At 59.2% G+C, this 19,467-nt stretch carries 17 protein-coding genes and 2 tRNA genes; 12 read left to right on the top strand and 7 right to left on the bottom strand.

The window, feature by feature from the left end; translation table 11 throughout:
• Positions 1 to 302 precede the first annotated feature (302 nt).
• The 4 genes from B5477_RS13970 (at position 303) to B5477_RS13955 (ending at position 1,689) form a co-directional block, all read left to right on the top strand.
• Positions 303 to 749, top strand: a complete 447-nt coding sequence (locus B5477_RS13970; RefSeq protein ID WP_079700245.1) for a cell wall hydrolase — start codon at positions 303 to 305, stop codon at positions 747 to 749.
• A 107-nt stretch (positions 750 to 856) separates the two neighbouring features.
• Entirely contained in the window at positions 857 to 1,327 is a 471-nt protein-coding gene (locus B5477_RS15240) for a hypothetical protein (protein ID WP_181966682.1), read from the top strand.
• 168 nt (positions 1,328 to 1,495) lie between these two features.
• Positions 1,496 to 1,571: transfer RNA gene (locus B5477_RS13960), tRNA-Thr, on the top strand.
• Between the two features lie 33 nt (positions 1,572 to 1,604).
• Positions 1,605 to 1,689 (top strand) — tRNA-Tyr (locus B5477_RS13955).
• Between the two features lie 384 nt (positions 1,690 to 2,073).
• Here the strand turns inward: B5477_RS13955 and B5477_RS13950 are convergent.
• Positions 2,074 to 2,595: a hypothetical protein gene (locus tag B5477_RS13950; RefSeq protein ID WP_079700244.1), complete on the bottom strand. Its 522-nt coding sequence runs from the start codon at positions 2,593 to 2,595 to the stop codon at positions 2,074 to 2,076.
• Entirely contained in the window at positions 2,592 to 3,011 is a 420-nt protein-coding gene (locus B5477_RS13945; protein ID WP_079700243.1) for a hypothetical protein, read from the bottom strand. The genes B5477_RS13950 and B5477_RS13945 overlap by 4 nt, the downstream gene beginning before the upstream one ends.
• Before the next feature lie 253 nt (positions 3,012 to 3,264).
• Here B5477_RS13945 and B5477_RS13940 point away from each other — a divergent pair, with 253 nt between their 5' ends.
• The 3 genes from B5477_RS13940 to B5477_RS13930 all read left to right on the top strand — a co-directional run bounded on the left by B5477_RS13940 (position 3,265) and on the right by B5477_RS13930 (position 7,078).
• Positions 3,265 to 4,611, top strand: coding sequence for a replication-associated recombination protein A (locus B5477_RS13940; protein ID WP_079700242.1), 1,347 nt, complete (start codon positions 3,265 to 3,267; stop codon positions 4,609 to 4,611).
• A gap of 510 nt (positions 4,612 to 5,121) precedes the next feature.
• A complete protein-coding gene (locus tag B5477_RS13935) occupies positions 5,122 to 6,339 on the top strand; it encodes a glycoside hydrolase family 25 protein (protein WP_159449065.1) in 1,218 nt (405 codons plus the stop codon).
• A gap of 70 nt (positions 6,340 to 6,409) precedes the next feature.
• The gene (locus B5477_RS13930) at positions 6,410 to 7,078 is read left to right on the top strand and encodes a rhomboid family intramembrane serine protease (RefSeq protein WP_079700240.1); all 669 of its coding nucleotides are present in this window, start codon (positions 6,410 to 6,412) and stop codon (positions 7,076 to 7,078) included.
• A gap of 371 nt (positions 7,079 to 7,449) precedes the next feature.
• Here the strand turns inward: B5477_RS13930 and B5477_RS13925 are convergent, their stop codons facing one another.
• The 3 genes from B5477_RS13925 to B5477_RS13915 form a co-directional block, all read right to left on the bottom strand.
• A complete protein-coding gene (locus B5477_RS13925; protein WP_079700239.1) occupies positions 7,450 to 7,776 on the bottom strand; it encodes a helix-turn-helix domain-containing protein in 327 nt (108 codons plus the stop codon).
• A gap of 87 nt (positions 7,777 to 7,863) precedes the next feature.
• Entirely contained in the window at positions 7,864 to 8,046 is a 183-nt protein-coding gene (locus tag B5477_RS13920; RefSeq protein WP_079700238.1) for a hypothetical protein, read from the bottom strand.
• Between the two features lie 432 nt (positions 8,047 to 8,478).
• On the bottom strand, positions 8,479 to 9,480 hold the full coding sequence (locus B5477_RS13915; RefSeq protein ID WP_159449064.1) for a Gfo/Idh/MocA family protein: 1,002 nt from the start codon (positions 9,478 to 9,480) through the stop codon (positions 8,479 to 8,481).
• 233 nt (positions 9,481 to 9,713) lie between these two features.
• Between B5477_RS13915 and B5477_RS13910 the strand changes: the two genes are divergently transcribed.
• From B5477_RS13910 to B5477_RS13890, 5 genes are all read left to right on the top strand, one after another.
• Positions 9,714 to 10,757 (top strand): LacI family DNA-binding transcriptional regulator, encoded by a 1,044-nt coding sequence (locus tag B5477_RS13910; RefSeq protein ID WP_079700236.1) that lies wholly within the window; start codon positions 9,714 to 9,716, stop codon positions 10,755 to 10,757.
• 25 nt (positions 10,758 to 10,782) lie between these two features.
• Entirely contained in the window at positions 10,783 to 13,842 is a 3,060-nt protein-coding gene (locus B5477_RS13905; RefSeq protein ID WP_079700235.1) for a glycoside hydrolase family 2 TIM barrel-domain containing protein, read from the top strand.
• A 38-nt stretch (positions 13,843 to 13,880) separates the two neighbouring features.
• On the top strand, positions 13,881 to 14,825 hold the full coding sequence (locus B5477_RS13900; RefSeq protein WP_242942209.1) for a carbohydrate ABC transporter permease: 945 nt from the start codon (positions 13,881 to 13,883) through the stop codon (positions 14,823 to 14,825).
• Complete coding sequence (locus tag B5477_RS13895) at positions 14,825 to 15,652, top strand: carbohydrate ABC transporter permease (protein WP_079700234.1); 828 nt, start codon at positions 14,825 to 14,827, stop codon at positions 15,650 to 15,652. Before B5477_RS13900 ends, B5477_RS13895 begins: the two co-directional genes overlap by 1 nt.
• Before the next feature lie 90 nt (positions 15,653 to 15,742).
• Positions 15,743 to 17,086, top strand: coding sequence for an ABC transporter substrate-binding protein (locus B5477_RS13890; RefSeq protein WP_079700233.1), 1,344 nt, complete (start codon positions 15,743 to 15,745; stop codon positions 17,084 to 17,086).
• A 96-nt stretch (positions 17,087 to 17,182) separates the two neighbouring features.
• Here the strand turns inward: B5477_RS13890 and B5477_RS13885 are convergent, their stop codons facing one another.
• Both B5477_RS13885 and B5477_RS13880 read right to left on the bottom strand, forming a co-directional pair.
• Positions 17,183 to 17,974 carry an alpha/beta hydrolase gene (locus B5477_RS13885; RefSeq protein WP_079700232.1) on the bottom strand — a complete coding sequence of 264 codons (792 nt, stop codon included), beginning with the start codon at positions 17,972 to 17,974 and terminating at the stop codon, positions 17,183 to 17,185.
• 70 nt (positions 17,975 to 18,044) lie between these two features.
• On the bottom strand, positions 18,045 to 19,322 hold the full coding sequence (locus B5477_RS13880) for a hypothetical protein (RefSeq protein WP_079700231.1): 1,278 nt from the start codon (positions 19,320 to 19,322) through the stop codon (positions 18,045 to 18,047).
• Positions 19,323 to 19,467: the final 145 nt, after the last annotated feature.

Here is a 19,467-nt window from a genome sequence, read left to right as displayed (position 1 = left end):
AATCCATACCGGTCCGGGCTGCCCATGGACGGCCCCGGAACCGGCTGTATGTGTGTTTGCGGCGGCTTGCCGCTAAAAAATTTCGATCAGGCGAAATTGCGCCGCCCTCTCAAAAACCGGGAGGGCGGCGCTGCTTTTTCGTTTTTTTGTATGCACTGCAATAAAATACCGGCTGCCGGCCCGCCTTGCGGACAAGGCAACAGCCTTTCCCATGCGTCATAGGATAGACCGGAGCCTCGACCGGGCTCCGGTCAGGAATACATATCGTAGCGGGCGAAGCCCGCCGAAAAGGGTGAGGAAACATGCCATACGATACCCGGGAGCTGTTTGCCCGGCTGCTGCAGTGCGAGGCGGGCGGCGAAGGGGATAACGGTATGGCGGCGGTGGCGGCGGTGGTAATGAACCGCGCCACCGTGCCGTACGGAGAATTTTTCAGGATCAGCCAGGGCGGAAACGTCCGCAATATTATCGAACAGCAGGGACAGTTCAATTGTATGAAGGATGTGCTCGCGGGGCGTTACAATTCGCAGAACGTCTGGAACATGGACCCGCAGGAAATCCATTACGCGATCGCCGACTGGGCGCTGGGCGGCAACACCATGCAGGGGGTCGACAATTCCCTCTTCTTTTATAACCCCTACAGCCCCCGGTGCGCAAACTATTTCCCGCCCGGCGGGGCCGGGGTGATCCACAACCGGATCAACCAGCACTGTTTTTACGTTCCAACAGAAAAATATGCCAGCACCTGACGGTGCCTATTTCGGCGGGCCGCCCGCCGTCAAGAGGCGGCGGCCGCGGCGGCATGCGTTACATAAGGCCGCGGCCGATGGAGAATAAGATGGACCAAACTACCTCTATGCCACAGCAAACCTTTACCGGATACCCCATTACGCCCTGCGTCACGCCCGAGTGTGTGCGCGCGCTGAACCTCCCGCCGCTGGCGGGCGATACCTATGCCGGCGCGGCGCCGGTACCCTCGACCTCGAACATCGGCGCCTTCCAGGGAATGGCGGGCGGGCAAACCCTGGCGCAGGGCGGGATGGTTCCCCAGTCCACCGCCATGCTGCAGAGCAGCACGCCCATTACCCCGATGAACCAGCCCATGCCGCTGACGGTGGAGAACCTGATGTATCTCAACGGCTATCTGCGCACCCAGATCGGGCGCAAGGTGACGGTGGAATTTTTAGTGGGAACCAGTACCATTGTGGATCGCACGGGTATCTTGCTCGAGGTCGGGGCAAACTATATCCTGATCAATGAAACCGAAACCGACGACATCCTCGCGTGCGATTTCTACAACATCAAATTTGTCCGCTTCTATTATTGATGGCCGCCTCCCGGCCCGCCGGCCGGCGGGCCGGGAGAGGACCTGCCATACCGAGAAAAACAGGGAAGAAAATAGAAGAATTTGTATTGACTTATTTTTTTGTGTATGCTATCATATTATACGTCGCTGGACGGAGATCGACCTTCTGCGGCGATGAAACCATGATATGCTGGTGTAGCTCAGTTGGTAGAGCAGCTGATTTGTAATCAGCAGGTCGGGGGTTCAAGTCCGTCCACCAGCTCCACTTTCTGGCTGGACAGGCCGTCCAATTGAATATGGGAGAGTTCCCGAGTGGCCAAAGGGGGCAGACTGTAAATCTGTTGTCATCGACTTCGATGGTTCGAATCCATCCTCTCCCACCAACAAAATCTTCATTTGTCCCTTTGTGGGGTGGATGAGGATTTTTTCTTTCCCCCGTTTACACGCGAAAGTTTACGGGTATTTCGACATGGACGATTGACAAAAATACTCTCTGGCTATAATATTAGCAGGTGTTGTCCAGACGACGAATTTCTTCTAGCGAAAATTGATTCATCGGCTTGAATGGCTAGAGTCGAACAATGCGCTAATTATCCTCCCTTGTGCCACGCGTCTGGCAGACGGCAATAGAAAAAACACCCGTGGAAGGGCGGCCAGAAACTGTTCCGTGCCCTTTATCGTTTACAGGCAGCAGATTCTATCTGCTGCCTGTAAACTTTTTTATGTACTCCTCGAACGACGGTGCTTTTTCGCGCTCTCAAAAAATTTCAGCTCGCCTGATACTGCTCCATTTTCACACGAAGGCAGCGGCGGATGTCAGTCAGGCTCTGGCGGTCGAGTTGATAATAGTCCATGATCTCCGCATCGGTGTACCGGTTAATATAGGCCCAGGCGACCCGCTTTTCCCGGAAACCCAGATGGGAGAGATAGTCGCGCAGCATGACGGAATTTACAAAGTCCCCCTGTACGGCGGCCAGCCGCCCGATGACCGGCTCATCCCGGTCCGGCGGAATATAATCCAAAGAAAAACCGCTTTCAGGGCGCTTGCAGCGGTTGTATTCCCGTTTGGCCAACAGAACGTGGTCGCGCACACAGAAGAAGGCGTATTCCCAGAATTCGTAGCTCCCCTCATGGGCGGGGTAGGAGTGGAAAGCAAAGACAAAGCCTTTCCAGCCCTCCATCAGACAGTCCTCCCATTCCAGGCAGCCGTCGTAGAGCCGGCAGACCCCTTCGACAAAATGCATTCCCTCCTGTACGAGGCCGGACGGTATGTGCTTTCTCTGTTTCATTTGGCTGCCTTTCTGCGGGTCCTGCCACCAAGCTTTTGAGCTAGCTTAGCTGGATCCGGAGCTTTGAGAGGGCGTTGCCAAGTGCCCATCCAGAGTTGGTTCTTTTCGCTCCATATCACCTCGTAGCGTGCAGGTAAGGAAATACCCTGTTCGACAAGGCTACGAGTAAAATCGACCGCCTTCACCGAGCCTCCTTTGGGAAATCGGAAAGTTGACTCCCCCTTTTCATCCAAGAGGATCATTTCCCTATCATGACTGACGAGAACGCGCAGTTCCCGGGTATGTAGTTTCTCCAAAAGTTTTGCATTTAGAGAGATGTTTCCGCTTGAGTGAATATTAATACAAGGTCCGGTTCCAGGAGGTTGGGGCTGGACGAGCTCCTCGAATTCCTCCAAATTAAGCTTAATATCCTGCATGTGCAACACATCCCTTTCAGTTATTAGCTTAAGAATAGACAAAAAATTGTATAAAATCAATTAGTAATTTGTATAAAATTACATATAAATGATTGTCTGCTTTTCCACTGGTATTCGACTTTCCGGAAGTGGTACAGTAAAATGTTGACGGCATGCGAATAATATCGTGACAGCGCTGTGATCACTGTTATGGACGGCGTCCGGTTGTGCTATAATGGTATAAAAGAATGCAGATTAAAAAGGCGGTGAAGCGATGAAACAGCAATCCTTATTTGAATCCCCGGCGGCGAGCCCCCTGGCCAGCCGGCTGCGTCCGCGCAATCTCGAGGAGTTCGTCGGGCAGCGGCACCTGCTTGGGGAAGGAAAGGTGCTGCGCCAGCTGATCGAGGGGGACATGGTCTCTTCAATGATCTTCTGGGGGCCGCCCGGGGTGGGAAAGACCACCCTTGCGCGGATCATCGCCAACAAAACCAAGGCGCAGTTCATCGACTTCAGCGCGGTCACCAGCGGGATCAAGGAGATCCGGGAGGTGATGAACCAAGCGGAGAAGAGCCGGATGCTGGGGGAGAAGACGATTCTCTTCGTGGACGAGATCCACCGCTTCAACAAGGCCCAGCAGGACGCCTTCCTGCCCTTCGTGGAAAAGGGATCGATCGTCCTGATCGGCGCCACCACCGAGAATCCGTCCTTCGAGATCAACTCGGCGCTGCTCTCCCGCTGCAAGGTGTTCGTGTTGCAGGCGCTGAGCGGCGAGGAGCTCACCGAGCTGCTGCAAAACGCCCTGCGGGACGAGCGCGGCTTCGGCAAGCAACAGATCGAAATTGCGCCCGAGCTGCTTTCCATGATCGCCGCCTTTGCCAACGGGGATGCGCGGGTTGCGCTGAGCACCCTGGAGATGGTGGTCCTTAACGGCGAGCGGGAGGGCGAACGCACCGTGGTAAAGCGCGAAACGCTCGAGCAGTGCATCAGCAAGAAATCCCTTCTTTACGACAAGAACGGGGAGGAGCACTACAACCTCATTTCGGCGCTGCACAAGTCAATGCGCAATTCCGACCCGGACGCGGCCATCTACTGGCTGGCGCGCATGCTCGAGGCGGGGGAGGACCCGCTCTACGTGGCGCGGCGGCTGGTGCGCTTTGCGAGCGAGGACGTGGGGATGGCGGACAGCCGCGCGCTGCAGCTGGCGGTATCCGCCTACCAGGCCTGCCACTTCATCGGCATGCCCGAGTGCGACGTGATCCTGACCCATATTGTGACCTACCTCTCGCTGGCGCCCAAGTCCAATTCCCTCTATGTCGCCTATGGAAAGGCCAAGGGGGATGCGGCCAAGATGCTCGCCGAGCCGGTGCCGCTGCAGATCCGCAACGCGCCCACGCGGCTGATGAAGGAGCTGCACTACGGCGAAGGGTACCAGTACGCACACGACACCGAGGACAAGCTGACCGACATGCAGTGCCTGCCGGACAGCCTGCAGGGGCGCAAGTACTACCAGCCCACCGAGCAGGGGAGCGAAGCGCGGGTAAAGGAGCGCCTGCGTCAGATCGAGGCTTGTCGGCAGCAGCGGCAGCGGGGCGCTGCTGCCGATTCGCGCAAGGACTAGGGTACAAGGCGGCCATGCTCAGCCCGCGGCAGCGGGCCGCTGCTCCCTATTCACGAAGGAGCTTGCATGCGCGACGGCTGTGTTTAGCCCGCGCTCTGAACGAGGGGGTTCCAAGGGGGCGAACGGCGCCGATGGCGCTGTACCCTTCTGGCAGGTGTCCAGCGGGCGGAGCCTGCTGGGCGCTCCCCGCAGGGAGCGAAACTCTTTAGCGCCAGCGAAGCGCGGGGACGGGGCCCCCCCCAAGAGGGGGTTCCCCAAAAAACATGACGCTTGGCTTTTGGGCTGAGAGGGCGAGGAGCGCTAATCGCGCTCCTCGCCCTCTTCTGGTTTCCGTTTGTTTTATCGCAGCACAGAGAGTGTGATTTGCATATGCTCAATAAATTGACCATATGGTGCCTTAATTCGCAAACTTTTTGTAAACATCTTCCTACCCCTTTAAAAATATGACAAAATACGCTAGAATAAGAGGGTACGTACGCCCAGCAACCAAACCCAAAAAGGAGTACCATGATGGCACAGATGAAACACCGCATCCTCTCTTTCGTGATGAGCGCCGCGGCGGCCCTTTCCCTGATGGCGCCCCTGACAACGACGGCCTATGCACTCAATGTCAACGACCCCAAGCCGGGCCAGCAGACATTCAATGTGCGCGACAAAAATTCCTCCTCGTCCGAGCCCAAAATCAATATCAAGAACGGCTCGTCGAGCTCCAAGAAGGTTCAGATCAAGGACAGCGGCTCATCGAGCAGCGCGTCGCCCAAAATCAACGTCAAGTCCTCCGGGAACGCCGGCTCCGGCGGCCGGGACGGCGACACCTTCTCGGTGGCGAAGATCAAGGAATACGCCAAGGAGATCGACAACGTATCCGACGACTTCCTCAAGGTCATCCGCAACAAGTCCACCATCTCCCTGTCGCAGTTTGAGGACTATGCGGTCAAGTACAAGCTGCCCATCGAGCTGATCCAGCGCTTCTACGACGACCGGTTCGTCTTTAAGAGCGGGAACAAGTTCCAGTTCATCTCCCTCGACCCGAACCTTTCGCGCAACGTCTACGACTGGGACAACCTGGTTTATAAGGACAACAACGAGGTCAAGTACGTGCGCGACGGCGCTTCCCGCGCGCTCAAGGGGATCGACGTTTCGACCCACCAGGGGACCATCGACTGGAAGAAGGTCAAAAACGACGGGGTCAAGTTCGCCATGATCCGGGTGGGCTACCGCGGCTACGGCACCGGAAAGATCATGCTCGACGATCAGTTTAAGCGCAACATCAAGAACGCCACCGCCAACGGGATCAAGGTCGGGGTCTATTTCTACTCCCAGGCCATCACCACCAAGGAAGCGGTGGAGGAGGCCGAGTTCGTGCTCGACAACATCAAGGGCTACGACATCGACTATCCGGTGGTCTTCGACATCGAGGACGCCCCCTCCGCCAGCGCACGCACCCGCAGTCTGACCGCTTCCAAGGCGACCCAGGTCGCCAAGGCATTCTGCGAGCGGATCGAGCAGGGCGGCTACCGGCCGATGATTTACACCTATACCAAATATTTCGTCACCGAGATCAACATGGGCAGCCTGACCAAATATGACAAGTGGGTGGCCCAGTATTACAAGCGACCCTTCTTCCCCTATAAGTTCCAGATGCTGCAATACACCAGCAAGGGCAAGGTGGACGGGATCAAGGGGAATGTGGACATGAACCTCTGCTTTACGAGCTATCCCAAGTAAAATTTCCCCCAAAGATGAATAACCCGGCCCCGGTTTGGATAAACCTACCATAAGGAAGGAAGTGCCGCCCATGAAATGGCTGTATAAGCTGGAGCGCAAATACGGCAGGTTTTGCATCCCGAACCTGATGCTCTATGTGGTGCTGACCATGCTCTGCGTCTATGCCATGACATATATCTTCGGGGTGCCGCTCGTGTCCTATCTGGGGCTATCCCTGCCCACGCTGCTCAGCGGGCAGGTCTGGCGGCTGGTGACCTTTATTTTCATCCCGCCGGCGACCTCGGTCATCGGCCTGGCGTTCACCCTGTATTTTTACTATTTTGTGGGCAGCGCGCTGGAAAACGAATGGGGCTCGTTCGAGTTCAACGTCTACTACCTGTTTGGGATGGTCGGGGCGATCATTGCGGCGCTGCTCAGCGGCTACGCGGACAACACCTATCTCAACCTGTCGTTGTTTTTGGCCTTTGCGCAGCTTTTCCCGGAGGAGCGGCTGATGCTCTTTTATCTGATCCCGGTGAAGGTCAAGTGGCTGGCCTATGTGGATTGGGTGCTGTTCGGGCTGGCGCTGGTTTTCGGGAACTGGAGCACCCGTGCGGCGGCGCTCGCGTCGCTGATCAATTTCTTCATTTTCTTCGGACCCGGCTTCATCCAGCGGATGAAGCAGAACCGGCAGTACGCCGCGACCCGAAAAAACTGGAAGCGCCAGATGAACCAAAACGACCGGTTCCGGCACTACTAAGGAATGAATCAAAAACCGCTGCTGCCGATTCGTGAAAGAACTCGTTCGCAGGGCGGCAAAGCCCAGCCCGCGCTGTGAATGCGAGCGCGGCAAAGAACAAATAAAAACGCGGTGGAGAAGTCCACCGCGTTTTTCTGTTGCGTGTAAAACGGGTTTCCAAGCGGCGGGCCGCCGCTCCCTATACGCGAAAGAACTAGATCCAAAGCAGAAGTGCTCAGCCCGCGTTCTGTATAAAGGGATTCTCAAGGGTTCCTGACCCTTGAGCGGGGTGTGGGGCAGCGCTCCACGGACTTAAAGCGCAGCGAAGCGCGGGGAGGGGGAATCGGGCCTCCAGTGGAGGGCCGAGGGGGAACCCCCAAGAGGGGGTTCCCCTAAAAAGCCTGCTCCCCGGCGGCGGAACCCTCCCCGGCGGCGGAACCCTCCCCGGCGGCGGAACCCTCTCCAGCAGCGGAACCCTCCCCGGCGGGCGGGAGGTAGTGGAAAATGTCGGTAAACTGACATTCCAGTGCGAAGCAGAGGCGTTCGGCCACATCGAGGGTCACGAATTTTATTTTGTTCTGGCGGTAACGGCGGAGCTGTTCGGGGCGGATTTGGGCGCGGCGGCAGAGCCCGGCATCGGTGAGGCCGCGTTTGCGCATGATCTCGTCGGGGTTAAAGACGATGCGTCCGCAATCGTCTCCCGGGCGGTAAGCACGCAAGGGGATACCTCCTTTTCAATCTGAATGGTACAGCCCCTGAGCAGGGCCAAGAGCTCGAGCAGGACGGCGACGTAGGAGCCATAGAGCCTAAAGGGTTTTCTTTTCATTCTGTCTTTTCTCCACTGCACGGATGTGCCGCATAAGAACAAAATTTATGTACTGCGAAAAGTTCCTTCCGTCCATACGGGCGTATTGGGTAATTTTATCTACAACATCGCTGTCCAATGTGATGCTGACTTTTTCTTTTAACGGGCTGGTAACCGGGCTCATCGTTTCCCCTCCTTGATGCCCCTATAATATCCTAAAAATATGAGAAGCGCATACAGAAAAAGATAAAGTAAGACGGGGTAGTGAAAAGTAGAATAATATACATTCTTCAATAGAAATTAGTATAAAGACTACCATTTTATTTTTTAAGGGGATATAATCCCCCCTTAAAAAATAAATACTGTGTTGGGGAACCCCCTCTTGGGGGTTCCCCGTCCGACCTTCCACTGGAAGCTCGGCCTCCCCTCCCCGCGCCTTTGCGTCTTTTATGAGGGCTCCTCGCCCTCAAACTCCTCACCAAAGGGGCGTTGCCCCCTTGGAACCCCATTTTTGAACAGTACAGAAAAACGCGGTGGATTTTTCCACCGCGTTTTTTTATTTGTTCTTCTCTTTGCTCTCATTCAGAGCGCGGGCTGAGCATTTCCGCGTTGCAACCTAGTCCTTTCGCGTATCGGGGGCGGCAACCTGCCGCCGCGAATCGGAGGCGGCAGCCTGCTGCAGAATTTCCAGCACCTGCAGCGTCTCCTCCCAGGGCAGGATGGGACTTTGCGTCAGACCCTGTTCAATACATGCCTCCACATGCCGGGTTTCGTACTCGTACCCGTCGCACTCGAACTGCCGCTCGAATACCCGCACGCTGCCGTCCCGCAAATGCGCCGTCGCACGCCGGCAGTAAAAAAAGTTTTCCAGCTCCACATACCCCTTCGAGCCGTATAGGTATGCGTTGTCCGGGATTTCATGCACAATGCTCGCGTAAAGCAAAGCCTGCCTGCCGCCGGGATAGTCGAGGATCGCACTGGTATAGAGATCCACCCCGCGTTCGCTGAGCGTGCGGCTGCTTTGAACTCTCTGCGGGCTGCTGCCAAACAGCATGCAGGCGAGCGTCACCGGGTAAAAGCCCCCGTCCAGCAGCGCACCGCCCGCCAGGTCAGGGTCGAGCAGCCGGTGATTGGGGTTTTGCAGCACGTCGTCAATCCCAAAGTCCGCTTTCATGGCCCCGACCTCGCCGATCAGCCCGCCGCGCACCGCATCGAGTACCTCCAGCAGCAGCGGGTGGAACCGGCACCATGCCGCTTCCATAATAAAACGGTTCGCCGCCCGCGCAGCCTCGAACACCGCGCGCGCCTCGGCGGCCGTCACCGTAAAAGGCTTTTCGCAAAGCACATGCTTGCCTTCTCCCAGGCAGAGCGCGCACATCCCGGCGTGCAGGTTGTGCGGCAGCGCGATGTAACAAATATCCACCTCGCCGCTGCGCGCCACCTCCTCGTAGCTTTGGGCGGCGTGGGGGATTCCGTATTTCTTCGCAAATTTCTTTGCCTTCTCCGGATTGCGCGAGGCTACCATCGTCACCGGGGCCCCGGTAAATTGCAGCGCCTCGGTCAGCTCGCCGGCTACCACCCCGGTCCCAAGGATTCCCCAGCGCAGGCGTTTTTCCATCTGTATCCCCTCCGTCATCAAGATAAAATTTTAGTAAGATTTTAGTTCGAGTTCATGGCCGGTCTTTTCCATACCGTACTATATTACCCTTGATATTGTCAAGTTTCTGATCGATTTGTCATAAAAAAGACAAATGAAAAAGAAAAAATCTATTGACATTTACGAGGTAAAATGATATTTTTTAGTAAACTAAAGCATAAATTTTACTAAAATTTTTAAAAGGAGGCGGAGGGATGGCCAGACTTAAGGATATTGCGCAGCAGGCTGGCGTATCGCTGGCGACCGTCTCACGGGTACTCAACCATGACGAGAGCTTTTCCATTTCCAACGCCACCAAGCAGAAGGTCCTCTCCGCGGCGCAGGAGCTGGAATATCACGTCTCCGAGCGCGCCAAGGAGCAGGAGAGCGAGCTGCGCCTGCAGGTGCTTTTGCTTTATGACGAGCTGCAGGAGATCGGGGACCCGTATTATCTCACCGTGCGCACCAACGTCAAGGACGAGGCGAAGAGCCGTGGCCTGCGGGTGAAGGAGTATTTCTGCCCGCCGGGGCAGGACCCGCCGAAAAAGCTGAGCGAATATGACGGGATCATCGTCATCGGCAGTACCGACAGCTGGAGCCGCGAGCTCGAGGAGCAGGTACAGATCAGCCGCCGTCCGGTGGTGTTTGTCGATTTCCTGCCCGACTTCCCCGGCGCGGACTATGTGGTGCCCGACTTCCGGGACCTGATGGAGCGCACGCTGGGCTACCTCTTCTCGCTGGGCTATGAGGAGGTCGGCTACATCGGCGGGACGGATTACGACAACCGCAACCGCTGCCCGATTCTGGACCTGCGTGAAAAGTATTTTGAGGAGATCATGAAGCTGCGCGGGTGCTTCCATCCGGAATATATCTATGTGGACGGAAAGGTGGAGTGCTCCACCGGCCACGAGCTGATGGAGCGGGCCGTCGCCGCGGGGAAGCTGCCCAGAGCCTTCTTTGTGGAGAACGATTCGATGGCGATCGGGGCGATCAAGGCGCTGCGCGAGCATGGGATCAAGGTGCCGCAGCAGGTGGCGATCGTCGGCTGCAACGACAACCCCATGGCCCAGTTCATGACCCCGGCGCTGACCACCGCCAAGATCCACAACGACCTGATGGGCCGCATGGCGGTGCGCACCATCGAGGAACGCATCCACACCGGCAGGGAGGTCGGGATCAAGATCGTGGTCCCCAACACCCTGAAGATTCGCCAGAGCTGCGGCGGCGCGCTGCCGCGGGCCCAGGCGGCCAACCTCTAAATTTCTCATAACAGGGAGGAACCCCATGAAAAAGGTATTTGACTTAACCAGCTGCGACTGGTGCAACCGCGATGTGCTGCAGCGTTCCCGGCTGGCGCCCCGCCCCTTCTATGTGGGCTACCGCAGTGAAAAGATGGCGCTGGAATACGAGCGCGCCCAGTCCGGAAGCTATACCCTTTTAAACGGCGAATGGAAGTTTAAGTACCTCGAGACCCCCTTCGCCTCGGATGAAGATTTTTACCGGCCGGGCTACGACGACAGCGCCTGGGGGACCATCCCGGTCCCGGCGCACTGGCAGCTGCACGGGCACGGCCGCCCGCACTACACCGACGCGACCTCGGTCTTCCCGATCCAGGAGCCGCCGGTGCTCCAGGCCGAGAACCCGACCGGGCTCTACCGGCATTTCTTTACGGTGGAGGACCTCTCGCGGGAGGTGCTGCTGCGCTTCGACGGCGTGGAGAGCGCCTTCCACCTCTGGGTCAACGGGCAGCCGGCCGGCTACTCGCAGGGGAGCCGCTGCACCAGCGAGTTCGACGTCACCGCCCTGGTGCACGAGGGGAAAAACGAGCTGGCGCTGCGCGTCTACCAGTTCTCGGACGGCAGCTACCTGGAAAACCAGGATATGTGGTGGCTGGCCGGCATCATCCGCGACGTGTCGCTGATCACCCGCCCGCGCCTCCACCTGAGCGATTACAAGGCCGACGCCGTGCTGCAGGGCGATTTGCGAAGCGGGGCCTTCTCGCTGGCGCTCACCGTCGAGGACCACACCGAAGCGCCGCAGGGCTGCAGGGTACAGGTCAAGCTGCTGGAGGACGGGAAGTGCCTCTATGAGGAGGAACGAGCCCTCGCCCCGGGGGAGGGCGAAGCCGCCTTCCGTAAGGAGTTTAAGCAGGTGCGCCCCTGGAGCGCCGAGGATCCCCATCTCTACGACCTGCTCATCGGGCTGTGCACCCCGACCGGGGAGAGTGTGGAGTTTTACTCCCAGAAGGTGGGCTTCAAGCGTGTGGAGCTCAAAAACGGCCTGATCTACATAAACGGCGCGGCGCTAAAGTTCCGGGGCGTCAACCGCCACGACTGGGACCAGGACCTGGGCCGCGCCATCACCAAAGAGCACATGGTAAAAGACCTGCGTCTGATGAAGCGCAACAACGTCAACGCCGTGCGCTCCTCCCACTATCCGAACCATCCCGACTTTTACGACCTGTGCGACCGGATGGGCTTTTACGTCGTCGACGAGGCCGACCTCGAGTGCAACCAGGTGCAGATCATCGGCAACATGAAGCTGATCAGCGACAATCCCGCCTGGGAGGAGAGCTATCTCGACCGCTGCCGGCGCATGGTGCTGCGGGACAAGAACCACCCGTCCATCGTCTTCTGGTCGTTGGGCAATGAATCCGGCTTTGGCTGCAACTTCAAGGCCTGCTACCGCTGGATCAAGGGATACGACCCCACCCGGCTGGTCCACTACGAGGAGGACCGCGGGGCCGAGGCGGCCGACATGTATTCCAGCATGTACACCACCCATGCGCGCCTCGAGGAGCTCGGGCGCCGGGAGGACCTCTGTAAGCCCCATGTGATGTGCGAGTATGCCCACGCGATGGGCAACGGGCCGGGCGGCCTGCAGGAGTATTGGGAGCTGTTCCGCAAATATCCGAGGCTGCAGGGGGGCTTCGTCTGGGAGTGGATCGACCAGTCGATCCGCCGCGAGGGGGTACAGACCTACGGCGGGGACTACGGCGACTGGCCGAACAACCTGAACTTCTGCGCCGACGGCCTCTTAAAGGCCGACCGCACCCCCACCCCGGGGCTGAGTATGCTCAAAAAGGTGCTCGAGCCGGTGGCGTTCTACGATTATTCTCCTGAGAGCGGGGAGGTCACGGTGGAAAACCGTTACGATTTCAGCACCCTCGACCACCTTCGCGCCGTCTGCACGGTACAATCGGCCGGGAAGCGCTATTTCGAGCGGGAGCTCGGGATCGGCGGGATCGCCCCGGGCGAGAGCAGAAAAGTCCGGCTGCATGAGCCGGGAGAGCCGGCCTCCCTCGCCGGCGGGCGGGAAGTGTTTTGCGACATCAGCGTCGCCTACCGCGAGCCCCCCGAGTGGAGCGAGCCGGGGGACGAGGTGGCGCACGAGCAGTTCTTGGCCGCCAAGCAGGCGCCGCGCGCGGCGCAAAAGGCGGCGGGCCAGGTGGAGCTTGCGGTGGAGGGCGACACCATTACGGTCACCGCCGGGCAGGCGATCATCACCTTCTCGGCCTGCAAGGGGTCGCTCACCTCTTACCGCTGCGGCGGGCGGGAGATGATCGGCCGGGGGCTGGATTTTAACTTCTACCGCGCCCCGATTGACAACGACATCAACCTGCGCGCCGAATGGGACCAGTTCATTCTGCCCCGCCTGACCAACGTGGTCAAGGAGGTCGAGGTGGATTGCGACGGGGAACGCGCGACGGTGCGGGTGCAGAAATGCTACGCCCCCTTCGTGATGGACTGGCAGATCGACCTTTCGGTGTACTACACCGTCACCCCGGACGGCGGGGTGCGAATCGAGACGCAGGGTACCCCGCGCGGCAAGCTGCCGAGCACTCTGCCCCGGATCGGGATGCGCTTCGTGCTCGACGAAGCGCTCGAAAAGGTGAGCTGGTACGGCCGGGGGCCAGGGGAATGCTACCGCGACAACAAGCTCGGCTGTCCGGTGGGGCTCTATCAGAGCAGCGTCAAGGACCTGTATTTCCCCTACGTCGTGCCCCAGGAGTGCGGCTCCCGCGCCGACGTGCGCTGGGTCTATCTTTCGGACGGCAGGCAGGGGCTGTGCGCGGTGGGCAAGGAACCGCTCAGCTTCAGCGCCCTGCACTACTCGATGGAGCAGCTTACCGAGGCCAGGCACACCGACGAGCTCTGGCCGCAGAGCGATATTCACCTGCAGCTTGACTTCGCCCAGCAGGGGCTGGGCAGTGCGAGCTGGGGCCCGGGGGCGCTCGAGCAGCACACCCTGCGCCCCGAACCCTTCGCATTTTGCTGGCAGCTCTTCGGCTGCGAAAGCGAAGGGATCGTCGACAGGGCAGAGGCCGCGCGCGCCGCGCTGTAGCGCGCCGGCTCCCCAAGCAGACAAAGGAGGGAAAACTTTTGAGCACGCAGACCGCAACTTCCAAAGAGACAAACGCGCAGACCAGGCCGCCAAAGCCGAAGGCGGGGTTTTTCAGCCACTTCAAGCTGAGTATAAAGACCGCGCCCTACTATTTCCTGCTGCCGGCCATCCTGGTTTTCGGCGCCTTCATGGTCTATCCCGTGATCAGCTCGCTGATCCTTTCGTTCCAGACCTTCGACATGGGGGAATATTCCTTCGTGGCTCTGGACAACTACAAGACCCTGATGGGCGACCCGATCTTCTGGCAGGCGCTGGGCAACACCTGTATCTATCTGATCATCCAGGTCCCGGCGATGGTGGTCCTTTCGCTCACCTTCGCCACCCTGCTGGACCAGAAGTTTTTAAAGGGGCGCACCCTCTTTCGGATGTCCCTCTTCCTGCCCTCGATCACCGCGCTGGTCGCCTACGCGCTGATCTTCAAGCTCCTCTTCAACACCGAGTACGGCATGATCAACTATATGCTGAGCATGTTCGGGGTCGATAAGATCGACTGGCTCAACACCGCCTGGGGCGCCCGGTTCACCATCATCGCCGGGATCACCTGGCGCTGGACCGGCTACAATATGATCATCATGATCGCCGGGCTGCAGGCCATCCCGCTCGAGCTCTATGAGTCGGCCGACATCGACGGCGCGGGTGCCTGGAAGAAGTTCTGGTACATCACCGTGCCGATGATGAAGTCGATCATCCTCTTCGTCTCGATCACCTCGACCATCGGCACCCTGCAGATGTTCGACGAGTCCTTTATTTTAACCAACGGCGGGCCGGACAACGCGACCATCACGGTGGGGCATTACCTCTACAACTCGGGCTTCCGCTACTTCAAGTTCGGCTATGCCGCGGCGATCAGCTATGTGCTGGTGCTGGTGATCGGGATCCTCTCCTTCCTGCAATTCAAGTTCACCAACGGAGGTGAAGACTGATGGCTAAAAAAGTGATTCCGAGGGTGATTACCTACCTCTTTTTGATCATAGCGGTCGTCGTCTCCCTCTTCCCGTTTTACTTCATGTTCGTTTCGGCGACCAACACCAACCACGAGATCCTCGCCGCCCCGCCGACGCTGATGTTCGGCAGCAGCCTGATGAGCAACCTGGCGACGCTGAGCAAGAAGATCGACTGCGTGCGGGTCTTTATAAACTCCCTCTTCGTCTCGGTCACCTTCACCGCGCTGGTCATCCTCATCGACTCGATGGCGGGCTACGCGCTGGTCAAGTATCAGTTTAAGGGCCGTGGGATCTTCTTTGCGGTCATCATGATGACCATGATGATCCCGATGGAGGCCATGTACATCCCGCTGTTCACCCTGATGACCAACATCGGCTGGGCGAACAGCTACCAGGCGGTCATCCTACCGCCGCTGGCAAACGCCTTCGGGATCTTCCTCATGCGGCAGAACTTCATCGCCTTCCCGACCGCCATGCTCGAGGCGGCCAGGTTGGACGGGTGCAACGAGTTCCAGATTTTCGGGCGGATCGTCATGCCGAACATGAAGCCGGCGCTGGGGGCGCTGGGGATCTACATGTTCATGAGCGTCTGGAACAGCTTCATGTGGCCGCTGATCATCCTGAGCACCAAGGATATGTACACCTTCCCGGTGGCGCTCTCGATGCTCGAGGGCAACCAGTGGCGGCGCGACTATGGGGTGATCATGCTGATGGCCTCGATCACCACCCTGCCAATCATGGCGATATTCTTGATTTTCCAGAAGCAGTTCGTGGCGGGGATCATGGGCGGGGCGATCAAGGAGTAGCCCCTTTCGGTACGGATTGGACCCGTTTCCCGGGAAAACCCGGGCGCGGCTTTCCAGTATAACGGATATACAATTAAAGGAGGAAAACACATGAAAAAGCGCATATTGGCTTCCATGCTCGCCGGCGCCATGGCCCTGTCCATGGCGGCATGCTCAGGCGGAAAGTCCGCCGAGAGCTCGGCTCCCGAGTCGCAGGCTCCCGCCGGGGAGAGCTCGGCGCCGGCCGAAGAGGGCGGGGCTGAGGCAACCGGCGCCCTGTCGGGCGACCTGCTCATCTGGAGCTGGGACGTTGCGCTCAACTTCTTAAGCGAAGTGAGCGAGACCTTCATGGAGCAGAACCCCGATCTCAACATCCAGTGCGAGGAGATGGGGACCGACCAGGTCTACAACAAGCTGACCACCTCTCTGGCTTCCGGCTCCGGCCTGCCGGACCTGGTGACCATCGAGGGCGAGCAGATGCCCAAGTTCGCCAACAAGTTCCCCGACAGCTTCGTCGACCTGACCGAGAGGATCAACAAGGACGATTGGCTGCCCATCAAGCTGGCCGAGGCGACCGACAGCCGCGGCAAGATCGTGGCCTATCCGTGGGACGCGGCCCCCTGCATGATGTTCTACCGCCGGGACTTCTATGAGAACGCCGGCGTGAACCCCGAGGAGATCAAGACCTGGGATCAGTTCATCGAGGCGGGCAAGAAGATCACCGCCGCCAACGAGGGCGTCGCGATGGTTCCGCTGGCCACCTCCAGGCGCGACCACATCTACCGCATCATGCTCATGCAGCAGAACAAGTTCTACTTTGACGACGCGGGCAACTCCTGCATGGATACCCCCGAGTCGATCGGCGCGATGGAGATGACCAAGAAGATTTACGATGCGGGCATCACCGTCAACGACACCAGCTGGGACGACTATGTGACCTCTATCAAGGAGGGCAAGGTTGCCTCCGTGCCGGACGGCATCTGGATGGCCGGTACCATCAAGGACCTCTCGCCGGAAGACAGCGGTAAGTGGGGCGTGATGGATATGCCGCAGTACAGCGAATCCACCACCGGCGAAGCCAGCAACGGCGGCTCGGTCCTGGCGATCCCGGCTTCCACCCAGAATGTCGAGGCGGCCATCGCCTTTGCCGAGTACACCCTGACCGATCTTGAGAACGTCAGCAAGGGCCTGGAGGTTGCGCTCTACCCGTCCTACGTCCCGGCGTTCGAGCTGGACGACTTCAACGCGACCGACGATTATTTCGGCGGCCAGAACGTGCTGGGCATGTTCAAGGACATCGGCGGGCGCATCCCGCAGGTCAACTACACCGAGAACTTTGCCGAGGCGTATGAGACCAACAAGAATGCCGTCGCCAAGGTCCTGCTCGAGAACGCGGACGTCACCACCACCATGCAGGATGTCCAGAAAGAGTTTGTCACCAAGTTCGGCAAGTAAGCAAGGCCGGTAAATAAATACAAGAAGCAGGCCGCACCCATCGGGTGCGGCCTGCTTTGTCACAGCCGGAAAGGCGTGGAGACGCCAGCGTTGTTGTCACCCCTCGACGGGCGCGCCCCGCAGCGGCAGCCAGTCGAGCGCCTGGCGCAGCCAGCGGTCCCAATAGGGCCAGTCGTGGTCGCCCTCCTCCTCGACGTAGCCGCAGGGCACCCCAAGCCCGTCGGCCAGGGCCTTGAAACGGTGGTTGGCCTCCAGCAGGAAATCCTGCCGCCCGCAGTACATCTGCAAGGCGGGCAGGTTGTTTTTTGCCGCGGCATTCGCGCGCAGCAGATGCAGCAGGTCGTTTTCACTCCCCCCGACCGAATCGAGGTCCCCGAACACCAGCGAAAAGGGCGGGGCCATCCCCTCCATCTGCTCCGCGCCGAAGTGGGCGACCGTGGCCATGTCCAGCGCCCCCGAGAAGCTGACCGCCGCCGCATACCGCTCGGGATGGCGCAGCGCCAGCTTGAAGGCGCCGTAGCCGCCCATTGAATTCCCGGCGACGAAATTGTCCTCCCGCCGCGCGGACAGGGGGAAATAGGCGCGCGCCACCGCCGGCAGCTCCTCGCTGATATAGGTCCACCAGCGGTCCCCATAGGCCATGTCGGTGTAGAAGCTCTTGTCCGCGAAGGGGAGCACCAGCGCCAGGCACCGGTCGCAGGCATAGCGCTCGGCAGAAGATTTGCGCAGCCAGTCGGACTGGTTGTCTGAGAAGCCGTGCAGTAGGGTCAGGGTCTGAAACTTCGGCGAAGAGACGCCGGGGAAGTTTTTGGGGTCGGGCAGGACGATACAGAGGTTGGTCTCTGTCCCCAGGACCTCGGAAAAGAAGGTACAGCTCAGTTGCGCCATGGCGAACGCTCCTTATCATCATAAATTGGTTCTGCACCTATTATACGGGGTTTGGGGCGTGTATGCAAGCTCAGCGCAGGAAGACGCGCAGCTGCGGGGCCTTGCCCGCCTCGAACTGCCAAACGCCGGTGTCCCAGCCGGGAAACGGCTCGCCGCTCTCAAAGTCGGAGAGGGAAGCGAGGCGGTAGTTCCCGCTTGGGGTCACGCCACCCGACCCCTCTGCGTAAAGGGGCCCAGCCAGCCAGTAGCAGCCGTCCATGGTGTAGCTTCCCCGCTGGAGCCCGGCGATCCCGCCGGCCGCGGTGGCCCCCTGGAGAGCGGAGAGGGAGTAGCAGCAGCGCACGGTGTTCGGCCCGTCCCAGAGCACTCCCACCAGCCCGCCTGCATACTGGGAAAGCGATATTTCGCCCAGGCTGTAGCAGTTTTCCATAGTGGAAGAAAAGAGCGAGCCTGCCATCGAACCGCAGATGGGTGCGGTAATGCTTCCTGAAATTTCCACATCGGTATAACAACAGGAAATTTTGGAGTTGGTCGCCGCACCCACCAGTCCGCCGATGTCGCTGGCGGAAAGGGTCTCCCCGCTGGCCACCCCGAGATTTTTGACGGTGCTGTTTTGAATGGCCCCAAACAACCCGGCGGTGTTCTCTTCCAGGGTCAGATGAAAGGACATGTTTTGCACCAGATGGCCGTTCCCGTCGTAGTGCCCGGTGAAATAACCGGAGTCGTAGGGATAGACGGTGTAGCCGATCGGCCTCCAGTTGCCGTTGGCGGGGTCCCCGTCGCTGTCGTAACCACGAAGGTCGATGTCGCAGGTCTGCAGAAAATACTGCCCTTTCTGTAGGTGCCGGCCATTGTTCAGGTGCTGGAGCTGCTGTGGCGTGCTCACCAAAAAGGGGTTCTTTTCGGTGCCGTCGCCGTAGTAGAAGGGCTGCTCATAGGAGGACAGCCCGGTGCAGCCGCAGCCGCCCGAAAGGGTGATTTTCTGCTCCCGCATGCCGGGGGTATCCAGCCCCTGACGCCGGGGGTCCACGCTGGCGCTCACCCGTAGCCAGAGGACGGCCCCGGGAATCGAGGGATCGAAGCCGTAGGCCTCCAGGAACACCGGAGAGGCGGTGACGCCCTCCCTCCTGTCCAGCAGGTTTTCGGGCAGCGCGTCGGCGGCCGAGGAGCCGAGATAGAGCTCGAAGGTGTAGTCCTTCGCCCGGCTGTCTGGGGTGAAGGGCACGCTGATCCCCCAGCCGGCGCCGTTTGGATTGCGTTCAAAGGCGGCTCCCTGCGCGTTGGCGCTCAACGCGAGCGCACAGGCCAACAGGATCAGTGCGGAGAGCGCGGTGCGAAGTTTTTTCATCTGCCTTATCCTCCTCGGGATCATGCGTACAAAAGACCGTTAGTAATCCCAACTGGGGGTCACGGCTTCCGGGGGTGGCGCGGTTTTTTGGCCGGTTTTGCTTGCAGAAAGCGGAAAAACAGGATATAATTGGAGTAAAGGGACG

The organism is Provencibacterium massiliense, from assembly GCF_900169495.1.
Lineage (GTDB): Bacteria > Bacillota > Clostridia > Oscillospirales > Ruminococcaceae > Harryflintia > Harryflintia acetispora.
The sequence above is the reverse complement of the archived record's forward strand: the minus strand, read 5'-3'. Positions and strand labels throughout refer to the sequence as shown.

Coding starts and splice junctions, on each gene's coding strand:
- B5477_RS13920 (WP_079700238.1), bottom strand. CDS start 8,046: ATGAGCCCGGTTACCAGCCCGTTAAAAGAAAAAGTCAGCATCACATTG.
- B5477_RS13905 (WP_079700235.1), top strand. CDS start 10,783: ATGAAAAAGGTATTTGACTTAACCAGCTGCGACTGGTGCAACCGCGAT.
- B5477_RS15240 (WP_181966682.1), top strand. CDS start 857: ATGCCACAGCAAACCTTTACCGGATACCCCATTACGCCCTGCGTCACG.
- B5477_RS13930 (WP_079700240.1), top strand. CDS start 6,410: ATGAAATGGCTGTATAAGCTGGAGCGCAAATACGGCAGGTTTTGCATC.
- B5477_RS13910 (WP_079700236.1), top strand. CDS start 9,714: ATGGCCAGACTTAAGGATATTGCGCAGCAGGCTGGCGTATCGCTGGCG.
- B5477_RS13885 (WP_079700232.1), bottom strand. CDS start 17,974: ATGGCGCAACTGAGCTGTACCTTCTTTTCCGAGGTCCTGGGGACAGAG.
- B5477_RS13890 (WP_079700233.1), top strand. CDS start 15,743: ATGAAAAAGCGCATATTGGCTTCCATGCTCGCCGGCGCCATGGCCCTG.
- B5477_RS13950 (WP_079700244.1), bottom strand. CDS start 2,595: ATGAAACAGAGAAAGCACATACCGTCCGGCCTCGTACAGGAGGGAATG.
- B5477_RS13895 (WP_079700234.1), top strand. CDS start 14,825: ATGGCTAAAAAAGTGATTCCGAGGGTGATTACCTACCTCTTTTTGATC.
- B5477_RS13940 (WP_079700242.1), top strand. CDS start 3,265: ATGAAACAGCAATCCTTATTTGAATCCCCGGCGGCGAGCCCCCTGGCC.
- B5477_RS13915 (WP_159449064.1), bottom strand. CDS start 9,480: ATGGAAAAACGCCTGCGCTGGGGAATCCTTGGGACCGGGGTGGTAGCC.
- B5477_RS13945 (WP_079700243.1), bottom strand. CDS start 3,011: ATGCAGGATATTAAGCTTAATTTGGAGGAATTCGAGGAGCTCGTCCAG.
- B5477_RS13880 (WP_079700231.1), bottom strand. CDS start 19,322: ATGAAAAAACTTCGCACCGCGCTCTCCGCACTGATCCTGTTGGCCTGT.
- B5477_RS13935 (WP_159449065.1), top strand. CDS start 5,122: ATGGCACAGATGAAACACCGCATCCTCTCTTTCGTGATGAGCGCCGCG.
- B5477_RS13970 (WP_079700245.1), top strand. CDS start 303: ATGCCATACGATACCCGGGAGCTGTTTGCCCGGCTGCTGCAGTGCGAG.